Origin of the sequence: Mycobacterium tuberculosis complex sp. N0072 (genome assembly GCF_030323725.1) — a bacterium.
In the GTDB taxonomy this organism is placed as follows: domain Bacteria; phylum Actinomycetota; class Actinomycetes; order Mycobacteriales; family Mycobacteriaceae; genus Mycobacterium; species Mycobacterium tuberculosis.
Genome location: NZ_CP040689.1, coordinates 790938 through 805706 on the forward strand (window position 1 = coordinate 790938; position 14769 = coordinate 805706).

A 14769-nucleotide genomic window follows, 5' to 3' on the forward strand; every position below is an offset into this window, starting at 1 on the left:
AAAAGAACATGATGGGCGCACCAGCGCCCATCATGTTCTTTTGCGTCTGCTCGCGAAAATGCCCAGCGTGCGGCGCTACGCTGACATGGACCCTCCGACGAGGCACGGAGCAGGCACGTGTTAGCGCGCTACATCAAGATGCAGTTATTGGTGCTGTTGTGCGGTGGTCTGGTCGGGCCGATCTTCTTGGTCGTCTACTTCACGCTCGGACTGGGCAGCCTGATGTCGTGGATGTTCTATGTCGGTCTGATCATTACCGTTGCTGACGTGCTGGTCGCGCTCGCATTGACCAACTACGGGGCAAAGACCGCTGCCAAGACCGCGGCACTTGAACGGAGTGGAGTGCTGGCGCTCGCCCAAATCACCGGGCTCAGCGAGACAGGGACCCGGATCAACGATCAACCGCTGGTAAAGGTGCACCTGCACATCTCGGGACCCGGCATCACTCCGTTCGACACGGAAGACCGGGTCATCGCCAGTGTGACCCGGCTGGGCAATCTCACGGCTCGAAAACTGGTGGTATTGGTGAATCCCGCCACGCAGCAATACCTGATCGACTGGGAACGAAGCGCTTTGGTCAACGGCCTGGTGCCCGCCCAATTCACCGTCGCCGAAGACAACAAGACCTACGACTTGAGTGGGCAAACCGGCCCGCTGATGGAGATCTTGCAGATTCTGAAGGCAAACAACGTTCCGCTGAACCGGATGGTTGACATCCGCTCGAATCCGGCACTGCGTCAGCAAGTCCAAGCGGTGGTGCGGCGGGCAGCCGAGCGGCAGGCGCCGGCGGCCGAGCCAGCGTCGCAAGGATCGATCGCCGAGCGGCTTGCGGAGCTGGAATCGCTGCGCGCCAGCGGTGCGGTCAACGCGGCGGAATACGAGAGCAAGCGCGCCCAGATCATCTCCGAAATCTGAGGCGAGCTGGGGCACCATCCGCGGCGAGCAGACGCGAAAGCCCGCGACACGCCGAGGCATCGGGGGATTTTGTCTGGTGGGCGGGAATCTGGGGCACGTTAGAACACGTTACAGTTTCGCTGCTAGCCTGACAGTCGGCGAGAGGGGCGTATGTGTCTGCGCGGGGAGGATCACTGCACGGCCGGGTGGCATTTGTCACCGGCGCCGCCCGCGCCCAAGGACGGTCGCACGCGGTGCGGCTGGCGCGCGAGGGGGCCGATATCGTCGCGCTGGACATCTGCGCGCCAGTATCCGGCAGCGTGACTTACCCGCCGGCCACGTCCGAAGATCTCGGCGAGACCGTCCGCGCGGTGGAAGCCGAAGGCCGCAAGGTGCTCGCCCGCGAGGTGGATATTCGCGACGACGCCGAGTTGCGGCGGCTGGTGGCCGATGGTGTCGAGCAGTTCGGCCGGCTCGACATCGTGGTGGCCAACGCCGGGGTGCTGGGTTGGGGCAGGCTCTGGGAACTCACCGATGAGCAGTGGGAGACCGTTATCGGGGTCAACTTGACGGGTACGTGGCGCACCTTGCGGGCCACCGTGCCCGCGATGATCGATGCCGGCAATGGGGGTTCGATTGTGGTTGTCAGCTCGTCGGCGGGGTTGAAGGCGACACCGGGCAACGGCCACTACGCGGCCAGCAAGCATGCACTCGTAGCGCTGACCAACACGTTGGCGATAGAGCTCGGTGAATTCGGCATACGGGTCAACTCCATTCATCCTTACTCGGTCGACACCCCGATGATCGAACCGGAGGCAATGATTCAGACGTTCGCCAAGCATCCCGGATATGTGCATAGCTTTCCACCAATGCCGTTGCAGCCCAAAGGTTTTATGACACCAGACGAGATATCCGACGTCGTTGTCTGGTTGGCCGGCGACGGCTCGGGCGCACTGTCGGGCAATCAGATCCCGGTCGATAAGGGTGCCTTGAAGTATTGACGCGCGATCGTGTATGAACGCACACGTGACCAGTCGTGAAGGCGTCAATGAGTTTGACGATGGAATTGTGATCGTCGGCGGCGGATTGGCAGCTGCGCGCACCGCCGAGCAGTTGCGTCGTGCGGGCTATTCGGGTCGCCTCACGATCGTCAGCGACGAGGTGCATCTGCCGTACGACCGTCCGCCGCTATCCAAGGAGGTGCTGCGCAGCGAGGTCGACGATGTGGCCCTCAAACCCCGCGAGTTCTACGACGAAAAGGACATCGCACTTCGGCTGGGGTCGGCTGCCGTCAGCTTGGACACGGGAGAACAGACGGTAACGCTGGCCGACGGTACGGTGCTCGGCTACGACGAGCTCGTCATCGCGACTGGTTTGGTGCCCCGGCGTATTCCATCGCTTCCCGACCTTGATGGCATTCGGGTGCTCCGGTCGTTCGACGAGAGCATGGCACTGCGCAAGCATGCATCCGCCGCACGGCACGCCGTGGTGGTGGGGGCCGGTTTCATCGGCTGCGAGGTGGCTGCCAGTCTGCGCGGTCTCGGTGTGGATGTGGTGCTGGTTGAGCCGCAGCCGGCGCCGTTGGCCTCGGTGCTGGGCGAGCAGATCGGCCAGTTGGTGACGCGGCTCCATCGCGATGAGGGCGTTGATGTTCGCACGGGTGTGACAGTGGCCGAGGTACGTGGCAAGGGGCATGTCGACGCGGTGGTCCTGACCGACGGTACCGAACTGCCGGCTGATCTGGTGGTTGTGGGCATTGGGTCGACCCCGGCGACCGAATGGCTAGAGGGTAGCGGCGTCGAGGTCGACAACGGCGTGATCTGTGACAAAGCCGGGCGGACTAGCGCGCCGAATGTGTGGGCGCTCGGTGACGTCGCCTCCTGGCGAGATCCGATGGGACACCAAGCACGCGTGGAACATTGGAGCAACGTCGCCGACCAGGCCCGAGTCGTGGTGCCCGCGATGCTCGGGACCGATGTGCCCACGGGCGTGGTCGTCCCGTATTTCTGGAGTGACCAGTATGACGTCAAAATCCAGTGCCTGGGGGAGCCGCACGCCACCGACGTTGTGCATCTGGTCGAGGACGACGGGCGCAAGTTCCTTGCCTATTACGAGCGCGATGGCGTGCTGGTTGGCGTGGTCGGTGGCGGGATGGCCGGCAAGGTCATGAAGGTGCGCGGCAAGATCGCCGCGGGCGCGCCCATCGCCGAAGTGTTAGACCAAACTCAGGCCTAGAGCTGACCTAGGTGGCAGCGGGCGCCCTGGTCGTCGGCGCATTCGGCGGACATATCGTCTGGCTGTCGGGACGGCTCGGCCAGCGCGCCGGCCGCACGCACCCGTGCGACCGCCGCGTCGATATCGCCACCGTCCATATCGGCACGGCGCTCGGATGCGGGCTGCGGCCCGCTGCACCGGGCCATCAGATGCACGCCCGGCGCCTGCCAGCCATCCGCGACGCGGCCCGGTTTGACGGTCCACCCCAGCACGTGGCGTAGAAGTCGCGGATGACGTCGGAATCGGCTACCTCGTAGCTGACATTCGCCGTTTCACTGAGCCGGCATCTGTTGAGCTCTGGGCGTTTCCGGCACGGGCTCGGCTTCAAGACCGCGAATGCCGCGCTTCGGTTGTCGGTAGCATCGAGGATGGCTCCGTGCTCGGATTGACCTGTTTGTCCCGCGGCGCCGCTGGCTGCGGTGATCGCCTCGCGCGTGGCGACCAGGCCTGCGACGGCCTAGCAGCAACCAGGGTGGGACAACCGGAGCCGGCGAATATGCCGGTCGGGAGCTCGGTTGTTCGTGGGAGCTCGGTGACCGGCATGGGGACATGACGGCGGCTGATCGTGGTCAGCCAGCTTGTGTCGCGCCACGCAGCCATGAAATCGCGATTGGCGGCGGATCGCTTCCATGCGCGGCATCCGTTGCAGCCCGAAATGTCTCCGACGTCAGGTCCTCGGCCGTGCCACGGGCGCCGCAGAGCCGCCCATACCGTCGCCGCGCTGGCGTGAATTCCGACGGGTTGGTCAGGAAAATATCCGGCGAGCTGCTACCGTGGCGGCGCCAACACTGTGCCGACCCAACTCGGGGATCGCAGATCGCTCGTCATTGCCAGGTCACCGGTGGGCCGTGTGGATGGCATTCACCCAAGACCCGGGCGTGACCACCCGGCCAACTGCGCATACGTACCAGGTACTTGATTTGGGCGCCGGGCCGCTGGTGGGCAGGCTCCAAGGTGAGGTGCACGAACGGGCAGTGGGCATCGGCTTGCGCGGCTAATGCGTCGATTCCGGCGCGGATCGCTGCGCGTTCGTCGGCGGGCAGGTACTGCCAGGTGATCGAATGCCACAACACGGTGAGTGCATCGTCGGTCAGAGTCATGCCGGCGACTGCGGCGTGCGCCGCCTGCCGATGGAGGTCCGCGGGAATGTTGCGGGCGACGGCGATGGCGCCCCGCAACCGCTCCAACCGATCGGTCTGGTCCGGCCAGATGTAGCTCAACGCGTTCAGCTCCCCGTCGGGGCTGGTGACGTCGATGGGCGCGATGTCGTATCCGTGTCGTTCGACGATCCGCACCGTGGCCGTCGGCGGCAATTCGCCCAGCCAGGCATTGTCGATTCGCACCGGTGAGTCGGCCAGGCCCCATTCGCCGCCGAGATAACGGTAGCGGTACCGATCTGGTCGCAGGTTCAGCCCTGCACTGGACCCTATCTCGAAAAGCCTTATTGGCAAGTCGAATTGGAGGCAGGCGATGAGAAGTCCACCGATCAACGCCGCCGAGCGCCCTACCTCGTTGGTCTGCGGTGGCCGATCGAGAGCCGCACGCAGCGACTCCGGCTGGTCGGTCGCGGTGCGGACGATATCGGGCCAGGCTGCCTCCGCCTGCCAGGTGCCGCCGGTGCTGGGGTACCAGCGGCGCAACACCGGTGCGCGGCCGTCGAGCACCATCCGGTGCAATCCGCCGAGCAGCCGAAGCGGCACCGCCTGGCCCTCCGGAGCACCCTTCTGGTCGGCCAAGATGGACGCGAAGACGCCGCCGCTTTCGACGTCAGCTGCCACGAGCTCAAGTAGCTCGCGGTACATCGGGGAGCCGGAGGAGGTGCACACCCGCCCCTGTGACCGCAGGGTGTGGACCAGGTGTTCGGTGCCCGTCACTGGTTGAGTCGGTCCAGACCGGCGCCGACGACGTCAAACGCGGCCCCGAGCGCTTCGGTCAAGGAGACGGATTCGTCGCGCAGCCAATGTTCATAGGCGCTCAGAGCGACCCCCAGCATTGTCCAGGCGACGGTTTGGGGCATAAAGTCTGTCGTCTTTCCACCCGATCTGCGGGCAACGAATTTGGCGATCACCTCGCGCCAGCCAGCATACATGGTCATCGAATAGGCCTGCAGTTCAGGAGTTTGCAAGATGACCCGCATGCGCTTGCGGTGTCGGATGGTTTCGGATTCGTCAAAGGTGTTGAAGGCCAACAGCGCTGCGCGCAACGCGTCCCTCAGCTGAATCCGTGAATCGATATTGTCGAGTAGACCTTGTAGCTGTGCAAGGTGGGTGCTGAAGTCACCCCAGGGGATGGCGTTCTTGGAGGCGTAGTAGCGAAACAACGTTCTGCGGGCGATGCCGGCCGCCCGGGCGATGTCGTCCACGCTGACATCGGTGAAACCGTGGGCAGCGAACAGTTCGATGGCAACATCGCTGATGTGGTGCGGTGTGGTTGAGCGCCGTCGGCCCACCCGCGACTCGTGCGGCATCACATTCGCCCTTCCATTTCGGCACTCGATGCCATATTGTGTCCAGATCGACGGATCGCTGTCGAGACCTGCTGGCGAAAGGCAATCCAGATGGACTACGAAACCGATACCGACACCGAGCTTGTCACCGAGACCCTGGTTGAAGAGGTGTCCATCGACGGAATGTGTGGGGTTTACTGACCGTGCCGGCGCCCGCGCAGGCTCGCCGGGCTGATTCCAGCGAATTCGATCCCGATCGCGGCTGGCGACTACACCCACAGGTGGCGGTCCGGCCGGAGCCTTTTGGCGCGCTGCTCTATCACTTCGGCACCCGTAAGTTGTCATTTCTGAAAAATCGCACCATCCTCGCGGTGGTGCAGACGCTGGCGGATTATCCCGATATCCGGTCGGCCTGCCGCGGCGCCGGCGTCGACGACTGTGACCAGGATCCGTACCTGCACGCCCTGAGTGTGCTCGCCGGTTCGAACATGCTGGTTCCTCGGCAGACAACATGACGAGCCCCGTACCCCGACTCATCGAGCAGTTCGAGCGGGGGCTCGACGCGCCGATCTGCCTTACCTGGGAGCTGACCTACGCCTGCAACCTAGCTTGCGTGCACTGCCTGTCGTCCTCGGGCAAACGCGATCCCGGCGAGTTGTCCACCCGCCAATGCAAGGACATCATCGACGAACTGGAACGCATGCAGGTGTTCTACGTGAACATCGGCGGCGGCGAACCAACCGTGCGCCCGGACTTTTGGGAGCTGGTAGATTACGCCACCGCACACCACGTCGGGGTGAAATTCTCCACCAACGGGGTCCGGATCACCCCCGAGGTGGCCACGCGGCTGGCAGCCACCGACTACGTCGACGTTCAGATCTCACTCGACGGCGCCACGGCCGAGGTCAACGACGCCATCCGCGGCACCGGGTCGTTCGACATGGCGGTGCGCGCGCTGCAGAACCTGGCAGCGGCGGGATTTGCCGGCGTCAAGATCTCGGTTGTGATCACCCGGCGCAACGTCGCCCAGCTCGACGAATTCGCCACGCTGGCAAGCCGTTACGGAGCGACGTTGCGGATAACCAGGTTGCGACCGTCCGGGCGCGGGACTGACGTATGGGCCGACCTGCACCCCACCGCCGACCAGCAGGTGCAGCTTTACGACTGGCTGGTTTCCAAAGGAGAGCGGGTGCTCACCGGCGATTCCTTCTTCCACCTGGCGCCGCTCGGCCAGTCGGGGGCTCTGGCCGGCTTGAACATGTGCGGAGCCGGGCGGGTAGTGTGCCTGATCGACCCGGTGGGTGACGTGTATGCGTGCCCATTCGCCATTCATGACCACTTCTTAGCCGGAAACGTGTTGTCCGACGGCGGATTTCAAAATGTCTGGAAGAACTCGTCGCTGTTTCGCGAGCTCCGGGAGCCCCAGTCCGCAGGCGCCTGTGGCAGCTGCGGACACTACGACAGCTGCCGGGGCGGCTGCATGGCGGCGAAATTCTTCACCGGCCTGCCGCTGGACGGGCCGGATCCCGAATGCGTGCAAGGCCATAGCGAGCCGGCGCTGGCGCGCGAGCGCCACCTACCGCGGCCCCGCGCCGACCACTCCCGCGGTCGGCGCGTCAGCAAACCGGTGCCCCTGACGCTGTCGATGCGGCCACCCAAGCGCCCGTGCAATGAAAGTCCGGTGTAGCCGTGGCCGAAGCGTGGTTTGAAACGGTAGCCATCGCGCAGCAACGCGCGAAGCGGAGGCTGCCGAAATCGGTTTACTCGTCCCTGATTGCGGCCAGTGAAAAGGGAATCACGGTCGCCGACAATGTCGCAGCATTCAGCGAGCTCGGGTTCGCGCCGCACGTCATCGGGGCGACAGATAAACGTGACTTGTCGACGACCGTTATGGGGCAAGAAGTTTCGTTGCCAGTGATTATTTCGCCGACCGGTGTTCAGGCGGTCGATCCCGGCGGTGAAGTCGCCGTCGCGCGGGCCGCGGCCGCCCGGGGTACTGTGATGGGATTGTCCTCGTTTGCCAGCAAGCCGATCGAGGAGGTCATTGCCGCCAACCCCAAGACCTTCTTCCAGGTCTACTGGCAGGGCGGGCGCGACGCGCTCGCTGAACGCGTCGAACGGGCGCGGCAGGCCGGCGCGGTCGGCCTGGTCGTCACCACCGACTGGACGTTCTCGCACGGGCGCGACTGGGGCAGCCCCAAGATCCCCGAAGAGATGAACTTGAAGACCATCCTGCGGCTATCCCCGGAGGCGATCACCCGGCCGAGGTGGTTGTGGAAGTTCGCCAAGACGCTACGGCCACCGGACCTACGGGTGCCCAACCAGGGCCGGCGCGGCGAGCCCGGCCCACCGTTCTTCGCAGCCTACGGCGAATGGATGGCAACACCTCCGCCGACCTGGGAAGATATCGGCTGGCTGCGCGAACTGTGGGGCGGACCGTTCATGCTCAAGGGCGTCATGCGGGTCGACGATGCCAAAAGAGCTGTGGATGCCGGGGTTTCGGCGATCTCGGTATCCAACCATGGTGGCAACAATTTGGATGGGACGCCAGCATCGATCCGGGCCCTGCCCGCGGTCTCGGCGGCGGTCGGCGATCAGGTCGAAGTGTTGCTCGACGGCGGCATCCGGCGGGGCAGCGATGTCGTCAAGGCGGTGGCGCTGGGCGCGCGCGCGGTAATGATTGGTCGCGCTTACCTGTGGGGCTTGGCCGCCAACGGCCAAGCCGGGGTCGAGAATGTACTCGACATCCTGCGCGGTGGTATCGACTCGGCTCTGATGGGTCTCGGGCATGCCTCTGTCCATGACCTCAGCCCAGCCGACATCCTCGTTCCCACCGCGTTCATCCGCGACCTGGGTGTGCCCTCCCGACGGGACGTTTAGCCGGATGTTGAGCTGGGCCCAAATTGGGGTTGGCCCTCCCATTACCACAGAGATGCTCGCGACGGAATGACGTTTTTAGAAATTCTGATACGGGCGTGGCAGCCGTGGCGGGCGAGCAGGATGTGTGGCCGGTAAGTCATCACGACGAAAAAAATTTCGGTAGAAGACATAACAATTGGTGCACGCCAGGTGAATTCGTCCTACCATCGGCGAGTGCCGGTAGTCGGGGAACTCGGGAGTGCGACGTCGAGCCAGCTACCAAGCACGTCGCCGTCGATAGTGATCCCGCTGGGGTCCACCGAGCAGCACGGTCCCCACCTGCCGTTAGATACCGATACCCGGATCGCGACCGCCGTGGCCCGGACCGTCACCGCGAGGCTGCACGCCGAGGACCTGCCCATTGCTCAGGAGGAATGGCTGATGGCGCCCGCCATTGCCTACGGCGCCAGCGGCGAACACCAGCGTTTCGCTGGAACGATCTCTATCGGCACTGAAGCCCTGACGATGTTGCTCGTGGAGTATGGCAGGTCGGCCGCCTGCTGGGCCCGGCGCCTGGTCTTCGTCAACGGGCACGGCGGCAATGTCGGCGCTTTGACCCGAGCGGTAGGCCTGCTGCGCGCTGAAGGTCGCGACGCCGGATGGTGCCCGTGCACCTGCCCGGGCGGTGACCCCCACGCCGGCCACACCGAAACATCCGTGCTGCTGCATCTTTCGCCGGCCGACGTGCGCACCGAACGGTGGCGCGCGGGTAATCGCGCACCGCTGCCCGTGTTGTTGCCGTCGATGCGCCGAGGCGGGGTCGCGGCCGTGAGCGAGACAGGAGTGCTCGGGGATCCGACCACGGCGACCGCGGCCGAGGGGCGGCGGATCTTCGCGGCGATGGTCGACGACTGTGTGCGCCGAGTCGCCCGGTGGATGCCACAGCCCGACGGGATGTTGACATGACCGCGCCGGCGACGATGCAGAGCGAAGCGATGAGGAGAAGCGGCGCAGATGACCGCGACCCGACTGCCTGACGGGTTCGCCGTCCAGGTTGACCGTCGCGTGCGAGTGCTTGGCGACGGCTCGGCCCTGCTCGGTGGCTCACCGACCCGGTTGCTGCGGCTGGCTCCCGCCGCACGAGGCCTGCTCTGTGACGGCCGCCTTAAGGTCCGCGACGAGGTCAGCGCGGAGCTGGCCCGCATCCTGCTGGACGCCACGGTGGCGCATCCACGGCCGCCGAGTGGGCCGTCACATCGTGACGTCACCGTCGTTATACCAGTACGGAACAACGCATCTGGTCTGCGGCGTCTGGTGACCTCGTTACGCGGATTACGCGTCATCGTGGTCGACGACGGTTCGGCGTGCCCGGTCGAGTCGGACGACTTTGTCGGCGCACATTGCGACATCGAAGTACTCCACCACCCCCACAGCAAGGGGCCGGCCGCGGCTCGCAACACCGGGCTAGCGGCCTGCACCACCGACTTCGTGGCGTTCCTGGATTCCGACGTGACGCCGCGGCGGGGATGGTTGGAATCCTTACTCGGCCACTTCTGCGATCCCACCGTCGCACTCGTCGCACCTCGCATCGTCAGCTTGGTGGAAGGCGAGAACCCGGTAGCTCGCTATGAGGCCCTGCACTCGTCGTTGGACCTTGGTCAGCGCGAAGCGCCGGTGTTACCGCATAGCACAGTCTCTTACGTGCCGAGCGCCGCCATCGTTTGCCGGAGTTCAGCCATCCGCGACGTCGGCGGCTTCGACGAGACCATGCACTCCGGGGAAGATGTCGACTTGTGCTGGCGGCTCATCGAGGCTGGTGCTCGGCTGCGCTACGAGCCAATTGCGCTGGTCGCCCATGACCATCGGACCCAATTGCGGGACTGGATCGCGCGCAAGGCGTTTTACGGCGGTTCGGCGGCTCCGCTAGCTGGGCGGCACCCGGACAAGACCGCGCCGCTGGTGATTTCGGGCGGGGCGCTGATGGCGTGGATCCTCATGTCGATCGGCACAGGCCTTGGTCGACTGGCGTCGTTGGTGATCGCGGTGCTGACTGGTCGCCGGATCGCCAGGGCCATGCGCTGCGCCGAGACGTCGTTCTTGGATGTGCTTGCCGTCGCCACCCGCGGGTTGTGGGCGGCCGCGCTGCAGCTGGCGTCGGCCATCTGCCGGCACTATTGGCCACTGGCATTGCTCGCGGCCATCCTGTCGCGCCGCTGTAGGCGGGTGGTGTTGATTGCGGCGGTAGTGGACGGTGTGGTGGATTGGCTTCGCCGCAGGGAGGGCGCCGACGATGATGCTGAACCGATTGGGCCGCTGACCTACCTAGTGCTGAAGCGCGTGGACGACTTGGCTTATGGCGCTGGCCTGTGGTACGGGGTGGTGCGCGAACGTAACATCGGCGCGCTCAAGCCGCAGATTCGTACCTAGTGTGACTGCGGCGGTCCGGCATAGCGATGTGCTGGTCGTCGGTGCTGGAAGTGCTGGATCGGTTGTTGCCGAGCGTCTTTCCATGGACTCGAGCTGTGTGGTGACCGTGCTTGAGGCTGGCCCCGGGCTGGCCGATCCGGGGTTGCTGGCTCAGACGGCCAATGGGTTGCAACTGCCGATCGGAGCTGGCAGCCCTCTGGTTGAGCGTTATCGGACGCGGCTCACCGATCGACCGGTTCGCCACTTGCCGATCGTGCGGGGTGCGACGGTCGGCGGTTCCGGCGCAATCAACGGCGGCTATTTCTGCCGCGGACTGCCCAGCGATTTCGACCGTGCCTCGATACCAGGCTGGGCATGGTCTGACGTTCTGGAGCACTTCCGGGCTATCGAGACAGATCTGGATTTCGAGACGCCTGTGCATGGCCGTAGTGGCCCCATCCCAGTTCGCCGCACACACGAAATGACTGGCATCACTGAAAGTTTCATGGCTGCCGCAGAGGACGCAGGGTTCGCTTGGATCGCTGACCTCAACGATGTTGGGCCGGAAATGCCTTCGGGTGTAGGCGCGGTCCCGCTCAACATCGTTAACGGCGTACGCACCAGCTCGGCGGTCGGCTATCTGATGCCCGCGCTGGGACGGCCGAATCTGACACTGCTGGCCCGGATGCGGGCGGTGCGGTTGCGCTTTTCCGCCACCACCGCGGTGGGTGTCGACGCGATCGGCCCAGGAGGCCCGGTAAGCCTGAGCGCTGACCGAATCGTATTGTGCGCCGGAGCGATTCAGTCAGCTCATCTGTTGATGCTCTCGGGCGTCGGCGAGGAGGAGGTGTTGCGATCCGCCGGTGTGAAGGTGCTTATGGCGTTGCCGGTTGGCATGGGCTGCAGTGACCACCCGGAATGGGTGATGCCGACCAACTGGGCGGTGGCTGTCGATCGGCCGGTGTTAGAGGTGCTGCTGAGCACTCATGACGGCATCGAAATAAGGCCGTACACAGGCGGCTTCGTTGCGATGACCGGCGACGGTACAGCCGGGCATCGCGATTGGCCGCATATCGGGGTGGCGCTCATGCAGCCGCGGGCACGCGGACGCATCACGTTGGTCTCGAGTGATCCCCAGATACCAGTCCGCATCGAGCACCGATACGACAGTGAACCTGCCGATGTCGCGGCCCTGCGCCAGGGTAGCGCATTGGCCCACGAATTATGCGGTGCGGCAACGCGCATCGGTCCAGCCGTATGGGCGACATCGCAGCATCTGTGTGGTAGTGCCCCAATGGGCACCGACGATGACCCACGAGCCGTCGTCGACCCGAGGTGTCGGGTCCGCGGCATCGAAAACCTATGGGTGATAGACGGATCTGTCCTTCCGTCGATCACCAGTCGCGGTCCACACGCAACGATCGTAATGCTGGGCCACCGCGCGGCCGAATTTGTTCAGTGACTTTCGTCGAGTGGGGCGACCACAGCGGTCGCTGCCGAATGTGCATTTCGGTCAGGCATTGAGCAGGGGACCGAATAGCGTAGCTCCGCATCGGACTGCAGTCGTCAGGTCGACGATGATGGCGCTGACATCGGAGGTGGGCCGCGGCCCAGGCTTCGCGGTTTGGCGGCCTGCGAAGAAGTGGCTCTTCTGACACTTCCGTGGGTGGACTTCTGGTTTGAGTAGGCGCACGTCGTTGTCGCTTAGGGTTTCTGGCTTGTCAAAGGACAGGACCAGCGCAGATCACTGTAGTCTTAGCTGATGCTGCCGCCCGGATTGCCGACGTCGTGGCCCAGCGGTGCCCCAACGCGGTCCGCCGCGTCGATCCTTTCCACGTGGTGGCCTGGGCCACCGAGGCTCTAGAGGCTGAACGGCGCCGGGCCTGAAACGACGCGCGAGCGCCCGCCCGGACCCCGAGTCATTGGGTCGCAGGGGTAACCGAAGGGTGCACGTTGACCGCGTGAGGCTAACCGGCACCGAGCGTGAACTGAGGGCGGAGAATCAGAGCCCCCCGATTTTCCGCCCGCAGAACACGTTGGGCGACGGCGCCAACGGGCTGCCACTGGCCGTGTGCACCACGACGGCTCACACGTGCCACACTTCCCATACTCACCCATCGCGGTGGACCCCAAACCCAGTGCCGGCCACCAAGGGCGTCCCCGCTGGATTGGTGCAAGCAACCTTCATCATCGAAAACCTTGACCCCGGCAACAACGACACGCCGACCCCCCTACACCCAAACTGCGATTAGCCCGAAAACCTGGGCACCATAGGCGATCTGAATACGATGCGGATTCGGTGCTGCGGAGAAAGGATACATCGCGCCGATGCGTCCAGGCGGATGACGTCCGATGCGTGCAGCTGGTCCAGGATCCGCGGCGCGGACGTGTCGAACTCGGTGGTTACCGCGCCGAGCTTACTGTTGGCCGACGGGCGGCGGTGAATTGCCAACGCCCGCAATATGGTGCGGATGGATGGCCCGTTCGGTTGGGTTGCGGGGTAGGCGGCGCCGCGCGAGGCGATCAGCGCTGAGGTCGGGAATTCACCTCCGGTCGCGGGAGTACAGCGGTCGGCTGGGGTGCCGCCGGTGTCTGTCGGGTAGAGGCGGCAGGACACGCTCGCCGTCAAAACGGCTTCGGCAAACGGGTCTTCGCCGTCGACAGGCAGGGTTGGTGATCCCGGCCTCGGCGGCGACGGTCTGGTCATTGATTGTGCGATGGGTGATCGTCGTGTCGATCTGCTCGCGGCGAAGGACTCGGAGATCCGGCGCTCGATGGGGGCAGTACCGGTCGGCGCGGGAAGCTCGCAGGTGGCGACGAGTTGGGCGAGTGATCGTTGCATCCGCTGTCGGGCGGCGATTCTGTCGGCCGACTGTGCCAACTTGGCTAGGGCCAATTCGCGGGGCGGTCTGGCAGTCGGCGGGTCCGCTGTCAGCTAGCTGCAGCAGCTCCTCGATCTCGTCGAGGCTGAATCCATGGGACTACGCGCGTCTGACGGACGAGACCACCGATACCGCATCGGCGCGATACCGCGATAGCCCTGAGAACGACCGGGCCGGCGCGGCTAGCAGGTCCTCCGCTCGTAATAGCGCAGCGTCTGGCCGTTGATCCCAGCCCGCGCGGCAACCTGGCTACTCCGCATTCCGCCATTCCGAACCCTGTACTCGACTGTCGAGTCAAGGGTGTGTGTTGTCAGTGCCGGGTCAGGTGCCGATAGCAACCGGCCGCCCGCCGCTGCACCCGAGCCAGCGGCGATTTGGCCGAAGCGGTGATCTGGGGCATACTGTTCAGGTTGCCCTGCGCCAGGTTTGCGTCTGGCCGGGCATACGACCAGCGCCCACACGGGCGCGTCCGGTCCCACCCTTGAAGCGCGACGATTTCGGCCTTGAAATTGATCGCGACAAGGCTGTGTGCGGGCGACACGCCCGAGCGCGGGGCCGGTGGAACTACGACAGGTAAACAGCGGCGCAGTATTCGGCGCAACGCTAGATCGGTCCAGAAGGACCGGGTCGATCGGCGCGCCGGGGAGCACCGGACCCGGATACGGGCTCGAGTGGGAGTGAGGTAGGAGAAGCGTGGCGGGACAGAAGATCCGCATCAGGCTGAAGGCCTACGACCATGAGGCCATTGACGCTTCGGCGCGCAAGATCGTCGAAACCGTCGTCCGCACCGGTGCCAGCGTCGTAGGGCCGGTGCCGCTACCGACTGAGAAGAACGTGTATTGCGTCATCCGCTCACCGCATAAGTACAAGGACTCGCGGGAGCACTTCGAGATGCGCACACACAAGCGGTTGATCGACATCATCGATCCCACGCCGAAGACCGTTGACGCGCTCATGCGCATCGACCTTCCGGCCAGCGTCGACGTCAACATCCAGTAGGAGATTGGA

General features: G+C 64.9%; 17 protein-coding genes and 1 pseudogene. 14 read left to right on the forward strand and 4 right to left on the reverse strand.

The window, feature by feature from the left end:
• Positions 1–117: 117 nt before the first annotated feature.
• From FF952_RS03625 to FF952_RS03640, 4 genes are all read left to right on the forward strand, one after another.
• Positions 118–915, forward strand: coding sequence for an SHOCT domain-containing protein (locus tag FF952_RS03625; RefSeq protein WP_003403465.1), 798 nt, complete (start codon positions 118–120; stop codon positions 913–915).
• Between the two features lie 152 nt (positions 916–1067).
• Positions 1068–1895, forward strand: a complete 828-nt coding sequence (locus FF952_RS03630; protein WP_003403468.1) for an Rv0687 family mycofactocin-dependent SDR oxidoreductase — start codon at positions 1068–1070, stop codon at positions 1893–1895.
• Between the two features lie 13 nt (positions 1896–1908).
• Positions 1909–3129 carry an NAD(P)/FAD-dependent oxidoreductase gene (locus FF952_RS03635; RefSeq protein WP_003901000.1) on the forward strand — a complete coding sequence of 407 codons (1221 nt, stop codon included), beginning with the start codon at positions 1909–1911 and terminating at the stop codon, positions 3127–3129.
• An 11-nt stretch (positions 3130–3140) separates the two neighbouring features.
• Positions 3141–3389, forward strand: a complete 249-nt coding sequence (locus FF952_RS03640) for a hypothetical protein (protein ID WP_178121162.1) — start codon at positions 3141–3143, stop codon at positions 3387–3389.
• A gap of 603 nt (positions 3390–3992) precedes the next feature.
• Here the strand turns inward: FF952_RS03640 and FF952_RS03650 are convergent.
• Positions 3993–5042 carry a DUF2332 domain-containing protein gene (locus FF952_RS03650; protein WP_003403477.1) on the reverse strand — a complete coding sequence of 350 codons (1050 nt, stop codon included), beginning with the start codon at positions 5040–5042 and terminating at the stop codon, positions 3993–3995.
• The gene (gene mftR, locus FF952_RS03655) at positions 5039–5635 is read right to left on the reverse strand and encodes a mycofactocin system transcriptional regulator MftR (RefSeq protein ID WP_003403482.1); all 597 of its coding nucleotides are present in this window, start codon (positions 5633–5635) and stop codon (positions 5039–5041) included. Before mftR ends, FF952_RS03650 begins: the two co-directional genes overlap by 4 nt.
• Before the next feature lie 90 nt (positions 5636–5725).
• Here mftR and mftA point away from each other — a divergent pair, with 90 nt between their 5' ends.
• From mftA to FF952_RS03695, 8 genes and pseudogenes are all read left to right on the forward strand, one after another.
• Positions 5726–5815 carry a mycofactocin precursor MftA gene (gene mftA, locus FF952_RS03660; protein WP_003403483.1) on the forward strand — a complete coding sequence of 30 codons (90 nt, stop codon included), beginning with the start codon at positions 5726–5728 and terminating at the stop codon, positions 5813–5815.
• Complete coding sequence (mftB, locus tag FF952_RS03665; protein WP_003403486.1) at positions 5800–6129, forward strand: mycofactocin biosynthesis chaperone MftB; 330 nt, start codon at positions 5800–5802, stop codon at positions 6127–6129. Before mftA ends, mftB begins: the two co-directional genes overlap by 16 nt.
• Entirely contained in the window at positions 6126–7301 is a 1176-nt protein-coding gene (gene mftC / locus FF952_RS03670) for a mycofactocin radical SAM maturase (protein WP_003403490.1), read from the forward strand. Before mftB ends, mftC begins: the two co-directional genes overlap by 4 nt.
• 2 nt (positions 7302–7303) lie before the next feature.
• On the forward strand, positions 7304–8494 hold the full coding sequence (gene mftD, locus FF952_RS03675) for a pre-mycofactocin synthase MftD (RefSeq protein ID WP_003904461.1): 1191 nt from the start codon (positions 7304–7306) through the stop codon (positions 8492–8494).
• 189 nt (positions 8495–8683) lie between these two features.
• Positions 8684–9439 (forward strand): mycofactocin biosynthesis peptidyl-dipeptidase MftE, encoded by a 756-nt coding sequence (gene mftE, locus FF952_RS03680; RefSeq protein ID WP_003403497.1) that lies wholly within the window; start codon positions 8684–8686, stop codon positions 9437–9439.
• A gap of 48 nt (positions 9440–9487) precedes the next feature.
• Positions 9488–10900 carry a mycofactocin biosynthesis glycosyltransferase MftF gene (gene mftF, locus FF952_RS03685; RefSeq protein WP_286450995.1) on the forward strand — a complete coding sequence of 471 codons (1413 nt, stop codon included), beginning with the start codon at positions 9488–9490 and terminating at the stop codon, positions 10898–10900.
• Position 10901: 1 nt separating this feature from the next.
• Positions 10902–12341: a mycofactocin dehydrogenase MftG gene (mftG, locus tag FF952_RS03690; protein WP_003904462.1), complete on the forward strand. Its 1440-nt coding sequence runs from the start codon at positions 10902–10904 to the stop codon at positions 12339–12341.
• 275 nt (positions 12342–12616) lie between these two features.
• Positions 12617–12763 (forward strand): annotated as a pseudogene (locus FF952_RS03695) (transposase); the annotation flags it as partial.
• A gap of 364 nt (positions 12764–13127) precedes the next feature.
• On the opposite strand, the gene FF952_RS03700 reads toward FF952_RS03695, so the two are convergent.
• Positions 13128–13586, reverse strand: a complete 459-nt coding sequence (locus FF952_RS03700; protein ID WP_009937384.1) for a hypothetical protein — start codon at positions 13584–13586, stop codon at positions 13128–13130.
• 10 nt (positions 13587–13596) lie between these two features.
• On the opposite strand from FF952_RS03700, the gene FF952_RS03705 reads away from it, so the two are divergent.
• Positions 13597–13818: a hypothetical protein gene (locus FF952_RS03705; RefSeq protein WP_003403569.1), complete on the forward strand. Its 222-nt coding sequence runs from the start codon at positions 13597–13599 to the stop codon at positions 13816–13818.
• 253 nt (positions 13819–14071) lie between these two features.
• Here FF952_RS03705 and FF952_RS03710 read toward each other — a convergent pair whose 3' ends face one another.
• Entirely contained in the window at positions 14072–14302 is a 231-nt protein-coding gene (locus tag FF952_RS03710) for a hypothetical protein (RefSeq protein ID WP_003403573.1), read from the reverse strand.
• Between the two features lie 152 nt (positions 14303–14454).
• On the opposite strand from FF952_RS03710, the gene rpsJ reads away from it, so the two are divergent.
• Entirely contained in the window at positions 14455–14760 is a 306-nt protein-coding gene (gene rpsJ, locus FF952_RS03715; protein ID WP_003403578.1) for a 30S ribosomal protein S10, read from the forward strand.
• Positions 14761–14769 lie beyond the last annotated feature (9 nt).